13 protein-coding genes are annotated in these 12902 nt (G+C 36.5%); 1 reads left to right on the forward strand and 12 read right to left on the reverse strand.

Annotated elements, in window-relative coordinates; translation table 11 throughout:
- Nucleotides 1-2: 2 nt before the first annotated feature.
- From KDN24_RS20030 to KDN24_RS20055, 6 genes are all read right to left on the reverse strand, one after another.
- The gene (locus KDN24_RS20030; RefSeq protein ID WP_409973054.1) at nucleotides 3-1466 is read right to left on the reverse strand and encodes a sensor histidine kinase; all 1464 of its coding nucleotides are present in this window, start codon (nucleotides 1464-1466) and stop codon (nucleotides 3-5) included.
- Nucleotides 1463-2170, reverse strand: coding sequence for a response regulator transcription factor (locus KDN24_RS20035; protein ID WP_409973055.1), 708 nt, complete (start codon nucleotides 2168-2170; stop codon nucleotides 1463-1465). The genes KDN24_RS20030 and KDN24_RS20035 overlap by 4 nt, the downstream gene beginning before the upstream one ends.
- 184 nt (nucleotides 2171-2354) lie before the next feature.
- Entirely contained in the window at nucleotides 2355-3212 is an 858-nt protein-coding gene (gene dat / locus KDN24_RS20040) for a D-amino-acid transaminase (protein ID WP_409973056.1), read from the reverse strand.
- A 207-nt stretch (nucleotides 3213-3419) separates the two neighbouring features.
- Nucleotides 3420-4838: a dipeptidase PepV gene (gene pepV, locus KDN24_RS20045; protein WP_409973057.1), complete on the reverse strand. Its 1419-nt coding sequence runs from the start codon at nucleotides 4836-4838 to the stop codon at nucleotides 3420-3422.
- A gap of 110 nt (nucleotides 4839-4948) precedes the next feature.
- Nucleotides 4949-6151, reverse strand: coding sequence for an ABC transporter permease (locus KDN24_RS20050; protein WP_409973058.1), 1203 nt, complete (start codon nucleotides 6149-6151; stop codon nucleotides 4949-4951).
- Nucleotides 6144-6860 carry an ABC transporter ATP-binding protein gene (locus KDN24_RS20055; protein WP_409973059.1) on the reverse strand — a complete coding sequence of 239 codons (717 nt, stop codon included), beginning with the start codon at nucleotides 6858-6860 and terminating at the stop codon, nucleotides 6144-6146. The genes KDN24_RS20050 and KDN24_RS20055 overlap by 8 nt, the downstream gene beginning before the upstream one ends.
- 364 nt (nucleotides 6861-7224) lie before the next feature.
- On the opposite strand from KDN24_RS20055, the gene KDN24_RS20060 reads away from it, so the two are divergent.
- Nucleotides 7225-7446: a DeoR family transcriptional regulator gene (locus KDN24_RS20060; protein ID WP_409973060.1), complete on the forward strand. Its 222-nt coding sequence runs from the start codon at nucleotides 7225-7227 to the stop codon at nucleotides 7444-7446.
- Between the two features lie 97 nt (nucleotides 7447-7543).
- On the opposite strand, the gene KDN24_RS20065 is transcribed toward KDN24_RS20060, so the two are convergent.
- From KDN24_RS20065 to KDN24_RS20090, 6 genes are all read right to left on the reverse strand, one after another.
- Nucleotides 7544-8263, reverse strand: coding sequence for a pseudouridine synthase (locus tag KDN24_RS20065; RefSeq protein ID WP_409973061.1), 720 nt, complete (start codon nucleotides 8261-8263; stop codon nucleotides 7544-7546).
- Nucleotides 8264-8290: 27 nt separating this feature from the next.
- Nucleotides 8291-9907, reverse strand: a complete 1617-nt coding sequence (locus tag KDN24_RS20070) for a putative polysaccharide biosynthesis protein (RefSeq protein WP_409973062.1) — start codon at nucleotides 9905-9907, stop codon at nucleotides 8291-8293.
- A 189-nt stretch (nucleotides 9908-10096) separates the two neighbouring features.
- Entirely contained in the window at nucleotides 10097-10540 is a 444-nt protein-coding gene (locus KDN24_RS20075) for an OsmC family protein (RefSeq protein ID WP_409973063.1), read from the reverse strand.
- Between the two features lie 12 nt (nucleotides 10541-10552).
- Nucleotides 10553-11737, reverse strand: a complete 1185-nt coding sequence (locus tag KDN24_RS20080) for a vitamin-B12 independent methionine synthase (RefSeq protein WP_409973064.1) — start codon at nucleotides 11735-11737, stop codon at nucleotides 10553-10555.
- 12 nt (nucleotides 11738-11749) lie between these two features.
- Nucleotides 11750-12463 (reverse strand): sulfurtransferase TusA family protein, encoded by a 714-nt coding sequence (locus KDN24_RS20085; protein ID WP_409973065.1) that lies wholly within the window; start codon nucleotides 12461-12463, stop codon nucleotides 11750-11752.
- 36 nt (nucleotides 12464-12499) lie between these two features.
- A complete protein-coding gene (locus tag KDN24_RS20090; RefSeq protein WP_409973066.1) occupies nucleotides 12500-12862 on the reverse strand; it encodes a DsrE family protein in 363 nt (120 codons plus the stop codon).
- Nucleotides 12863-12902: the final 40 nt, after the last annotated feature.

Raw genomic sequence — 12902 nt, forward strand, 5'->3', positions numbered from 1 at the left:
CTTCATCCTTCCTCAAGCCAGCAAGCTATTAACGTTCCATATCCCGCTTGTGACCATAGTTTTATTTTTCCACCGTGCTGTTCAATCGCTATTTTCGCAATGCTTAATCCAAGTCCTGAAGTGCCTCCTTGTCCTCTTGCTCCCTCTAATTGCACAAATGGCTCAAATACATTTTCTAATCCTTCCACAGGTATCGCTATTCCTTCATTTTGGATAAGTAATACTACACCATTCTTGCGCCAAGCTTCAAGTTCCTTCACAAAAGGTGGAAATATCCATTCAGGGAGCACATTACTTTTCGAAATAGCTGCAAGCCATACTTTATTCCCTTCACCCGTATAACGAATGGCATTGGCCATTAAATTATCAACGACACGAATCATTTGCCTTGCATTGAGAAGATAATTACCTGAAACTGATTGCTCAACTGTTAAGCAGATGTTCTTCTTTGTACAAGGCTCCTGATAACCCCCTAACAGCATCTCAAAAAACTCGTCACCTTCAACTTGAACAAATTCGATTTTTTCCTTTGCAGACTTTAAAGAGGTATATAATGTTAAATCGTCAATCATAGCCTTCATATAATCTAATTTTTCAAAAATAATCGTCCGATACTCAAACTTCTCTTTCTCCGTTAAATCCGCATTCCCATTTATCGCTTCAGAATACGCTCGAATGGCGGTTAATGGTGTTTTTAAATCATGTGAAAGAGCAGCAACGATATACTCCTTTTCTTTTTGTTGTCTTTGCACCTCTTCATTCGTCTTTTCAATTTGGGCTTTCATTTTCTCAAAATGTTTGATTAACTCACCAAGTTCATCATTTGAATGAATAAGATTTTTCCGGCCTTTTTCACCATTAGCAAATGCCATCATGTCTTCTCTTAACATATTAAGAGGACGATTTAATTTTCGGTTTAACAAAATTACAGCTGCACCATAGATCATGATAAAAGAAACGCCTAAAAATCCCCCGATCAATAATGTTCGATCATTTACACCTTGAAGCCAATCATTGCGCACAACTGTAATTTCGTAAATACCAATGAGCTCACTTCCATTAAACACTGTTTTTTTGTATGAATTCGTACGATGCTTTTTTTTAATCGTATTTAAATCTTTGTACAGCTCAATCAGATCACGTTGTTTAGTTGCTGAAATGTCTAAACCAGTATTTTCTATAGTGGAATATAGTTTTAAGCCATCTTTGCGGTATAAATTAATATTCATAGATTTATCTGTTATTTTCCGCAGTTCTTGATAATTTTCCACTGGTTGCACTTTGTATAAAGACGGCTCTGCAAGCTGCTGCTCAATGGAGTCAACTTTCTCTCTCATTTCCATAAATTCCGAGAAGTCACGCCGTTCATCATAATGTGCTAAACTTACATAGAAAAAATAGAGGGATACAATCGGAAGAATCATGACAATAAAATAACTGCTCATTAACCAAGATTTTATTTTCATGAAATAATTTCTCCGATAAAACGGTAGCCAACTCCCCAAACCGTTTGAATGTATTTTGCTGTTTTCGCTTCATCTTGTATCTTTGAACGCAAGCCTTTAATATGAACGGTGATAGTGTTATTTCCATTTAAATCCTCTTGTTGCCAAACATGCTCATACAACTCTGACTTCGAAAATGTTTTAAAAGGATTTTTCGCTAAAAGAAATAATAGTTCCAGCTCCTTTGAGGTTAAAAGCAATGGTTCTCCCATTAGATAAACAACCTCTTTCTGAAAATCTATTACTAATCCGTCATGATATTGAAGTGCTTTAGATTCATCCATATTCATGTAACGGCGAAATCTTCGTAAATGTGAGCTAATTCGCGCACTTAATTCCTCTAAGCTAAATGGTTTCGTAATATAATCATCTGCTCCTAAATCAAGACCGTTAATTTTGCTGTCACTCTCTGTTTTCGCACTGACAATTAGAATCGGAATATCGCTCTCCAGTCTAATAGTTTTGCAAAGTGTAAAGCCATCCATTTCGGGAAGCATAATATCAATTAGAGCAAGATCGTATTCGTCTGCTTTAAAATCTTCCCATCCCTCTTTTCCTGTTGAGGCCCAAGTAACAGAATACCCCTCCTTTCGTAGATGGTCACAAAGAATGCGAGCTATTGAAGCGTCATCTTCAACAATTAATATCTTTTCTGTTTTCATCATTTGTGTATCCCTCTTTCACTTTTGATTATAAGTAATAAAAAGTGCCCATTAGATAATCTTTATAATTGCTTAATAAGTTGAAAATTGCCTATTACTCTAGCAAATAAACAAATTTCGTAAATATAATAAAAAAGCAAGCCATCCTGTAAAAGATCGACTTGCTCCTAACCAGTATTTTTGAGCTTTACTTTAAGCTTCCACACTCTGTTTCGATTTCTTGTTCAAAAAGTAGTTGAAGCTTTTTTGTAATCATTCCAGGTGTGCCATCACTAACTTTCTTTCCTTCTATTTCAATGACAGGTGTAATTTCTGTCGTTGTTCCAGATACGAATACCTCATCAGCTTCACCTAGTTCATCAAGTGTAAACGTTCTTTCTTCAAAAGGAATATCATTTTTTGCACAAATCTTCAAAATCACTTGTCGCGTAATCCCGTTTAATATTAAATGATCTGCAGGATGTGTAATGACTTTTCCGTCTTTTATCATGACGACGTTTGAAGCGCTGCCTTCTGTAACAATGCCATTACGATGTTGAATCACCTCGTAGCAGCCTGCCTCAACTGCCTTTTGCTTCGCTAATAGGTTGCCGATCAAGTTTAAACTTTTTATATCACAAAGAAGCCAACGAATATCATCATTCAATACCGTTTTAACACCAGACTTCATATTTCCCTCTGGTCTTTTCACTTCATTCGTATAAGCCGTTAAAATTGGGCGTACATCTGCACTTGGAAAAGCATGATTTCTTGGTGAAACGCCTCTTGTTATTTGCATATAGATCGTACCGCAAACTAGATTGTTTTTTTCGATAAGTTTGAGTAGCATTTCTTTCATTCCATCAACAGTGTAAGGAGTATTCATCTTAATTTTCTTACTACTTTCAAGCAGTCTCTCTAAATGTTCTGTTGCTGTAAACATTTTTCCGTTGTACACTCTGATGACTTCATAAACGCCGTCCCCAAATTGATAACCTCGATCTTCGATATCAATTTTTGCATTTGAACGATTTACCATTTCCCCATTCATCATTACGAAAACCATTCTGTTGCCACTCCCTAAAGTATGTATTCAATCATAAAGTAAAACTCAATTAGCGGGAATTTCACTGCCCGTTAACCTACGATAAAAATATATGGGCAATTCTAACGCACATTAACGGGCTGTACAACCCTTTCTGGAAATTTTTTTCAAAATATCAATGCTGCTTTTTAGGGTTTACAGCCCGTAAGTATCCGAATTGTATGATCTTCAGTTAGCAAGTTCGAAAATAGCTTGTGCGTAAATGGCAGTTGCTTTTAACATATCTTCAATATACATATATTCATCTTTCTGATGAGCAATATCTTCTCTACCTGGGAAAAGAGGACCGAATGCTACACCAGACTTTAAGGAACGCGCATATGTTCCTCCACCAATTGAAATTAATTCTGCTTTCTCACCAGTTTGTTCTTCATATACTTTTTTTAGTGTTTGAATGAGTTTATCATTTTCATCAACATGATGTGGTTTAGAATCAGAGAAGTTTTCAATTGTAAAACTTTCTTTCTTCATCAATGCCTCAAGCCTTTTTCTCGTTTCGTCCATATTATTTGTTACAGGGTAACGAACATTTAATCCAAGACGGCCTCCTTCTTCTTTTGTATATGAAAGCTTTCCTATGTTGATCGTTAACTCACCTGTTATATCATCTTGATAGGCAATCCCTAAGTTCCTGCCTCTAGAATCGCCTGTAAAATAGCGGGTTACGAATTGAAAATATTGATTTGCTTTCGTATTCGTAGAGGCACTGGCTAAAAATTCAGCTAAATAAAGACCCGCATTTCTTCCATTATCGGGTTCCATCCCATGTGCAGATACCCCTTCAATTTCAAGGATTAAATCACCGTTCACAATATAGTATTTGCCTTTTAATTCATGCTGCTTTAAAAATTCATTGTATTGATAAATGAATTCTGTCGGATCTATATTTACTGCGAGCTTTGCACTTGCAAAATCTGGTACCATATTGTATCGTCTTCCTGATTGGAAAGAGAGCACCTCAACTTGTGAGTTCACATTACTTTCCTCAATTACTGGCATTTGTACAAGGTCAAAGTCAGAAATACCTTTTTCTGCATAAATAATTGGAAAATCCGCATCAGGTGCAAATCCCATTGCAGGCATTTCTTCGTGTGCAAAATAATGCTCAACACAGCGCCAATCGCTTTCCTCATCTGTACCAATAATCATTCTGACCCGCTTATTAACGGGAAGTCCAAGCTCTTTAACAATTTTCATTGCATAATAAGCAGCCATTGTTGGACCTTTATCATCAATGGCACCTCTCGCAAATATTTTCCCATCGCGAATCTCAGCGCCAAAAGGGTCGCTTGTCCAGCCATCACCTTCAGGTACAACATCAACATGGCAAAGGATCCCAACAATTTCCTTACCTTGTCCAAACTCCAAATGACCCGCTAGATTACCGACATTTTTCGCCGTAAATCCATCGGAATCTCCAAGCTTGAGCATAAAATCCAATGCTTCCTTTACGCCTCTCCCAAGTGGAGCATCCGCACTCACATTTTCCTCGTCCAATACACTTTTAATTTGTAATAGTTTTTTCGTATCCTCGATCAATGCTTCTTTTCTTCGTTCAACTTCTTGTTGCCAATCAATCGTACTCATGATAATTCCTCCTTTTGACTAACTTCCGCGATTAAGTGCAAGTGAAGTATCGTTTACCCTGCTCCACTTTTCTATATACTTTTTCCGATAAAAATTTCTACTCAATTATATCAATTAATGATTTCATATGGAAATTGCAGTCCGAATCTCGTTTTAAAATAAGATAAAATGAAAAACCAACATGTGATGAATAGACAAAGAATAATGATCGCTAAAAGAAATAACATGGTGATAGTCCTTTTTCTTGCAGTAAAATAAGAATTTGACTCATTATACTTTTTGTTCATTGGATTTGAAGTAAGAATCTTATCCCAAATGAGTGAAAGCCAAGATTTCATCATGATAAGATAACCGATAAAAATGATCGCTTTAATCCAAAGCGGCGGAATAATAACCATTGCCGCAGTCGTAACAGTTATTATTTGAAAGTAACTCCTTACATAGGAATGGTTTCTAATAAAAACTTTAAAAAACAACTCCATAAAACCTGTTACCATCGTTCGCTTTTTAAAAATACGTTTGGAGCGCCGAAATAAGATTGGCTTCGTTCTTTTTGATACGACAGACTTTTCAATTTCAAAAGAGAGGTTAAAAATCATTTCAGTATTTTTGCTTTTCAGTTCCTGCTCCATCTCTATATCATGATCGATTGACGAGATTCTTTTAATAGTCTTTAAGCTTAGCCTGATTGATACAGCCAGCATAATAAATGCCAACATATATATTAAAAATAATTGCCCCTTTTCCCACAATATATAAATTAACTGATTAACTAGACCAAATGCTAAAAATAAGAATACATTCGCTATTATTTTTTTAAACTTCATTTCTATTTTTCTCAGATAAAACTTCACAAGCATAAGTGTTACGTTTAACCCAATAAAGTAGAACCATATCGAAAAAATTTGCTGCCAATCAAGTAAAAAATGATTTCTTAAAAACGGTAAAAGAACTACAATTGTAAAACTAACATGCACTACTTGCACAAAAAGTGAATAAGCATACCCCCACTTCCTCATTCCCATGAAAACGTCCGAGTTTTTTACAAGAAAAATTTTGTCCGCTTCCTGTACATAAGTTCGAATATTCCCGCTCCATGACAAAAGATAAATCACGAAAAATACGAACAACATCGGGATAAATGCAAGCCAGCTAGGCGTCTCCAGCCACCAAGAGCGATAAAAATAAATAAAAAGCATGCTCGCTGGGATAATTAAGTAAAGGATGATTGTCCAATCTGCTATCGTGCGGATTACTTTATATTGATATTTCCATCCTCTTATTAAACGATCCAAAAATATTTTTCTACTCATCCTTTGCATTACCTTCTGCTATTAGGTGGAAACAGTCATACAACGATCCGTTTGGCAAATTACATTGTTCCCTAATTTCACTTAGCGTACCAGCTGCATGAAGCTGTCCCTTATGAACAATTAAAAAACGATCACATACCTTTTCAGCTGTATCTAATACATGGGTTGACATCAGGATACCTGCCCCACGTTGGCGCTCAGCCTGAATTGATTCAAGAAAAAGCTTCATCGCATTTGGATCTAATCCAATAAATGGCTCGTCAATAATATAAACATCGGGATTTACAATCATTGACATAATAAGCATCGCTTTCTGCTGCATTCCTTTTGAATACTTTCCTGGAAACTCATGAGCATGCTCAGCAAGATTATATTTTTCTAGCAGATTTTCTGCTTGCTGAACATATGTTTTATCGTCTAATCCTTCAACTGCTGCAATAAAATCTAGATGCTCCCATAATGTCAGCTCATCATAAAAAATAGGTCTTTCTGGGATGTAAGAATATTTTGCATCTTGCTGAAATATTACATCCCCCTTCATATTTTCAAGCAATCCAAGTATTGTTTTAATTGTCGTACTTTTTCCCGCTCCATTTGGTCCGATCAGTCCGATTAGCTCTCCCTTTGGAACCTTAAAGTGAATATTATGTATGATTGGTTTCTCACGTTCATAGCCAGCTTCTGTAATATTTACGTTAAGTAATGTCATTTGTTCTCCTCCTAGCTCTAATACGGATAAATAGATAAAAAGTTTTGTTTTTTTCGTATTAGAAGTCCTCAATATCCTTATTTGAACTTTCCTCATAAACAAGCCGTGTTGTTAATATTAAATAAAGAATTTAATAAAAAAACGGTATATAAAGGTTTTGTAAATTTTGCAATAAAGTAGAAATTATCAAAAAATAGGGGTACAATGTATGTAGAAGATGTTATTTTGAAAGAATAACCGTATATGTGTAAAGGGGATGGCCGCGGAAAAGAAAACTACAAATGCTTGAAGAACTTGTTTCTTCACGAATCTGTCAGTTGCAGGAATTTGCCATTGGTTTGAAAAAAGGATAGGGAGTGGTTTTTTGAAACCTTCAACTAACCGGATGTTAAACCGTATCAAATCCGTCTACATTTTTATTAATAATCGTGGAACTGTAACAACGGGAGAGCTTGTAGAGGAATTTGGTATTACTCCTCGCACCATCCAAAGAGATTTAAATGTTCTTGTTTATAACGATTTAGTGAAAAGTCCGAGTCGTGGAAAATGGACAACGACAAAGAAAAAAGTAAAAATCTCATCTTAAAAACTTGACATTCGCCAAGCCCTTTAGTCGAATGTCTTAGCCTTTTTATACAATAGAAAACTCCAAATCAAAAAAATCGCCATTAAGAGGCGATTTTTTATTTCACTTCATATTCAAGTAGCTCGGTTACTTCCTCATCCGTTAATTCTCGATACTCGCCAAGCTCAAGTGATTCATCAAGCATAAGCGGTCCCATTGATATTCTTTGTAAATACATGACTCGTTTACCGACTGCTTCAAACATTCTTTTTACTTGGTGAAATTTCCCCTCTGTAATGGTCAACTCAATATCGGAAGTCATTCCTGATTTGATAATCTTCAAGTCACCTGGCTTTGTTTCATATCCATCGTCTAATATGACACCCTTTTTAAAAGCTACAACATCTTCTTCCGTCACTTCACTATTAATGACAGCAAAGTATGTTTTCGGGACATGCTTTTTTGGTGCCAACAACCTGTGGGCTAGCTGACCATCATTCGTCAACAACAATAGCCCTTCCGTATCTTTATCGAGACGTCCAACCGGGAATGGCGAAAATATGAGATCATCAACATCCAATAAATCCAACACGGTTTCATGCTCTGAATCCTCTGTAGCTGATATAACACCTTGTGGCTTATTGAGCATTAAATAAATAAACTCCTTATATTCTACTCTTTCACCATTTATCGTAACGATGTCTTTTTCAGGATTAACATGCTGCTTTGGATCTTTTACTTTTTGTTCATTAACCTCAATGATTCCATCCTTAAGCAGCTTTTTAACTTCCTTTCTGCTTCCATAACCTAGATTGGCTAGCATTTTATCAATTCTCATATTATCACATCCGTTTTGAATTACGTCTTATCCTTTTATCCTTAATTTTCTTAAAGCACGGTCAACCTTTTCTCCCATTAGGAAATAAATGAGTCTCGATTTAAAGCTTAAGAAAAAGTAAATTCCTCCTCCGACCGCTGCACAAATGATGACAATTAATAAGCTTGAGAACTTCGCTTCAGTCGATAAGAAAAGCGTTAAAAGTTTATAAATAATCCCCGTTCCAATAAACATGGAAAATGTAAACAATACAATTAATAAACTCCTTCTTATTACAAGTTTGAAAGGGTAATGAGCAAATGTTTTAATGACGAACAAATTAATTAGGATGGCCGCAATATAGCCAATTGCAGTTGCGATAATGGCGCCTTCTGTTTCAAATAACTTAATAAGTGGAATGTTCAAACTCAATTTTATTAATAGTCCAACAAGCAAACTTAGTACAGTAAAGCGCTGTTCATTAATCCCTTGTAAAATCGCAGCTGTTACTAAGAAATAAGCAAATAAGACCGCCACAGGCGCATATGTTCTTAAAACTTCTGTTCCTAGCTCACTATGCTGGTAAAATAATGTAAAAATTGGCTCTGCTAACATTGAAAGACCAACAACTGCAGGAAGGGTTAGAAATAAGACGACTTGAAAGGCCTGATTCAACTGGTGATTTAAACTAGCACGATCATCGTCTACAAACGCTTTCGTAATGGAAGGAACTAATGTTAATGAAAAAGCGGTAGCTAATGATACTGGAATAATGACAAGCTTATGGGTTTGCATTGTAATAACAGCATAAGCAGATTCAGCCTGTTCGTAACTATTGCCAACTGAGCGCATCGTGTCAATAAATGTAAACTGATCAACTAATTGAAAAAGCGGATTCGCGATCCCTACGAAAACGAAAGGCGCAGCGTAAATGATGATTTCCTTGTACATTTCCTTCAAGGAAATATCCATCGTTCCCTTGTCATGCAAAAGCAATTCATTTAAATTTGATTTTCGCTTATACCAATACCATAGAAGACTTAATAATCCACCAATTGCACCGATAAAAGCTGCAAATGTTGCGACACTGACAGCTTGAGTAATCGTGCCCTTCATAAAGTTCAAAACGACATAGGCTCCTGCAAGCACAAATGTAATTCGAACGATCTGTTCGATTACTTGTGAGACAGCCGAAGGCCCCATTGATTGATGTCCTTGAAAAAAACCACGAATTAAACTCATAACCGGTACAACAATAAGTGCAAAGCTAACCGCTCGAATGACCGTCGTTACATCTTTTAAATTTGCCTCTACATCAGAAGAAGTACTCATTTCAGCAATGAATGGAGCTGTAAAATATAAGGCAAGGAATGACACAATTCCCGTACACATCATAATCACTAGCCCTGATTTAAATAGCTTTCTCCCGACCGCATACTCTTCTAATGCATTATATTTTGAAATAAACTTCGAAACGGCAAGTGGAACCCCTGCTGTCGCAATGCTTATAAAAATGGTATATGGAACATAGGCAAAAGAATAAAGAGCATTCCCTTTATCTCCGACAATATGATAAAAAGGAATTACATAAAGTAACCCAAGAATTTTTGATATAATCGTTCCCAACGTTAATATGAATGTACCTCTTAAAAGCTTTGATGACATAGATCCACGTCCTAAAATTAAACTTAAAAACCCCAAGAGTATATTTTATCATAAAAAAATTTAATTTCATGTACTTAAAATCATAAGATTTTTGACACTATAAGTAGTGTACTCCTCTTCACTAAATTTTTCCACTTAAGGCATTAGAAAAAGCCAGTAGTGTTACACTGGCTTTCTTCTCGAGTATCGTTATTCTATTTTCGTCCATATGTTTTCTATTGAAATCCCTGCATCCTTCATCGTACGGAAAATAGGACATCTTTGCTCCACTTTATTGCATAGCTCTTGAACTTGCTCCTCAGAAGCAGTCGTTTTAACAAATGCTTTCACATTTACCTTCTCAAAATATGGTTTTACTTCCAAGTTTCCCATTAATCCACTAAGATCAAGCTGGCCTTCAACCTGGAACGATAGATCATCAATGATGATCTTCATTTCTTTTGAAATAATTTGTGCCATTACATTTTCACATGCTACAAGTGCAGCAAGCAATGTAGACATTGGATCAGCTGCCGAATCTTTTCCACCTAATGATTCTGGCTCATCAATTATTATTTTGTGTTTCCCCGCAATTGCATCGGTTCTCATTCCATTGCTAGTTGATTCAACATTAAATATTAGTTTTTGGCCCACTACGATTCACTCCTAATCAATATTATAAGAAAGCTTTATGCTCTTTCTTAATTCCTCAGCTGCTTCACCCATCACTTTTAGCTTTTGGAATGCAATTTCATCACTGTTCATTGGTCTTTGAGCGAATGTTCCAAAACCACAATCTGGATTTAAATAAATTTTTTCTGCTGGAAGTATTTTTAATAATTGATTAACCTTGTCAATAATGTCTTCCTTTGTCTCGACTTCCTCCGTTCTTGGGTTCACAACCCCTAAGCCAATTTCAACATGAGAAAACTCTTTAATTGCCTCTATTTCTCCAGCTCTTGGAGTTGCATATTCGAGCACTAATTGATCAATATCCACTCTTGACAAATAGGCAATCAACGGAAAATAAGCGCCTCTTAATAGAATACTATCATCTCTGCTCCAGTTTCCTCGACATACATGAATGCCAAATTTTGTCCCTCTGCCACGCATTCCTTCCATCGTGCTATTCATCAAATCTAGGGCAAATTCTATTTCTTCTTCTGCATCTGCTTTCGCTGTTAATGCACCACACATGAACGTTCGATTAGCATTCTTTTTCGTGAAAACGAGCTCCGTCAAAACAGGTTCATCAAACTGGACAAAATCAACTCCCTCAGCAATTAACTCCTCCATTTCTTCTCGTAAAACGCTTACAATATCAAGAGCTAAATCTTCTTTCGTTGGATAAGCATCCTGTGATAAACCTTCAACCCACATTGATCTCGTTAATAAATAAGGACCTGGAAGGGTTACCTTAACTTTTTTATCCGTATGCTCCTTTAAAAAACGATAATCATTTAATGCGAGCGGTTTTTTTCGACTAATTTTCCCTGCTGCAGCAGGGTTTGATAATGAAAATGCTGGAACATCAAGCGTTCCAAGAATTTCTTCAAAGCTCGCTTTATCTTCAATATAATCAAGAAGTTCTGAAACAGTTAGCATTTTTACATTGTGCAAATGCTCCGCAACAAAGGAGATGTAGTTATCCCGTCTTTGCTCACCATCAGAAACGATATCCATCCCTGCCTCTTCTTGCAGGCGTAGACATTTGATAACAGCTTCGTCAGCCACAGCTTGAAATTCCTCTTCCGTTATTCTACCAGCACGTTTCTCCCGCATCGCTTTTTGCACTTCAACCGCTCTTGGCCAGCTGCCAATAACAGTCGTAGGAAATAAATTTGCTTTCATTTGTTTTTCCTCCTAATAAACAATTGAAAATGTCAGGTTAATCTCAACTGCTTTTTTCAATGTTTGATAGATTGGTGAACGGTCTAAGTTGTTTTGCCAGATGTTCTCTAACAGACTTTCGTCTGCAGAGGATGATACATAACATGTACCAGTAATTGTCTTCAAACTTGGATTTCCCGTATCTTCCATTTCCATATGGTATAAAATATTGTCAATTTCACCCTTGAGTGAAATTTCTATTTGATCGACAATCACCTTTTTTCTTGAAGCATGTGCTTTAAATCCTACGGTCAGGCAAGATGCTAATGAAGAAAGTAAGTAATCAATCGCACTCGGAGCGTCTACATTTGCTCCGAAATCAGCAGGCTGGCCTGAATAAAAGCTATGGTTTCGCGCATAAATTCGTGCCTTTAAATCCTTTTCTCCCTGTACACGAACATTCCATTTATAGCCTTTTGCAGCTTCAAGATCCTTTTCTAAATTAGATTCGGTTTGACCTTTACGGACGAAATATCGAACGGTATTATCACCCGGCTCAGAGCCTAGAAATTCATGTTTGACCATTCTACACCAAGCAGGTAAGTCATCTGCAACCGTTCTCTCCCTACTTCTGATTTCCAAAATCTGTCCCGACTCTAGCGGATTCATATTTTTATTAATAATTAAAAGGAGACCTGAACCACAGTCCAGATCTCCCCCATCACAAACTGCATGAGGATTAAACATGATCATTGCCTCCTTATGTAAAACCTCTTACGTAAATTAGTACGTAATAGACGCTGATCCTTGTGAAAGGAATTCTACTAATCTAGCTCCCCCAACAATGGTTGCTCCTTCTATTAAATTATCTTCTGATAAACCCCGTTTTTTGTAGCATGGACTGCACACCCAGATAATTCCTCCAGCTTCAACAAATTGCTCCATTAACTGCTTGATTGGTGCAAATCCTTCTTCATGAATATCATCTGCATAACCTTTTTCAGCTAAGTAAGCGCCTTCAACATTTAGAAATACAACTGTTTCCTGTCCTGAAGCAACCGCTGCATTCGCAACGACAAAACCAACTGTTGCTTTATCCGGATCATTTTTTGCACTTGTAATACTTACTGTGAATTTACCTGCCATTATTCATTCCCCCAAATAGATTATGATTAAACCTCACTCA

Source organism: Cytobacillus sp. Bva_UNVM-123 (assembly GCF_046351715.2).
Classification (GTDB): domain Bacteria; phylum Bacillota; class Bacilli; order Bacillales; family Cytobacillaceae; genus Cytobacillus.

Coding starts and splice junctions, on each gene's coding strand:
- KDN24_RS20035 (WP_409973055.1), bottom strand. CDS start 2,170: ATGATGAAAACAGAAAAGATATTAATTGTTGAAGATGACGCTTCAATA.
- KDN24_RS20080 (WP_409973064.1), bottom strand. CDS start 11,737: ATGAAAGCAAATTTATTTCCTACGACTGTTATTGGCAGCTGGCCAAGA.
- dat (WP_409973056.1), bottom strand. CDS start 3,212: ATGGTTTTCGTAATGATGAATGGGGAAATGGTAAATCGTTCAAATGCA.
- KDN24_RS20090 (WP_409973066.1), bottom strand. CDS start 12,862: ATGGCAGGTAAATTCACAGTAAGTATTACAAGTGCAAAAAATGATCCG.
- KDN24_RS20070 (WP_409973062.1), bottom strand. CDS start 9,907: ATGTCATCAAAGCTTTTAAGAGGTACATTCATATTAACGTTGGGAACG.
- KDN24_RS20055 (WP_409973059.1), bottom strand. CDS start 6,860: ATGACATTACTTAACGTAAATATTACAGAAGCTGGCTATGAACGTGAG.
- KDN24_RS20085 (WP_409973065.1), bottom strand. CDS start 12,463: ATGTTTAATCCTCATGCAGTTTGTGATGGGGGAGATCTGGACTGTGGT.
- KDN24_RS20030 (WP_409973054.1), bottom strand. CDS start 1,466: ATGAAAATAAAATCTTGGTTAATGAGCAGTTATTTTATTGTCATGATT.
- KDN24_RS20050 (WP_409973058.1), bottom strand. CDS start 6,151: ATGAGTAGAAAAATATTTTTGGATCGTTTAATAAGAGGATGGAAATAT.
- KDN24_RS20065 (WP_409973061.1), bottom strand. CDS start 8,263: ATGAGAATTGATAAAATGCTAGCCAATCTAGGTTATGGAAGCAGAAAG.
- pepV (WP_409973057.1), bottom strand. CDS start 4,838: ATGAGTACGATTGATTGGCAACAAGAAGTTGAACGAAGAAAAGAAGCA.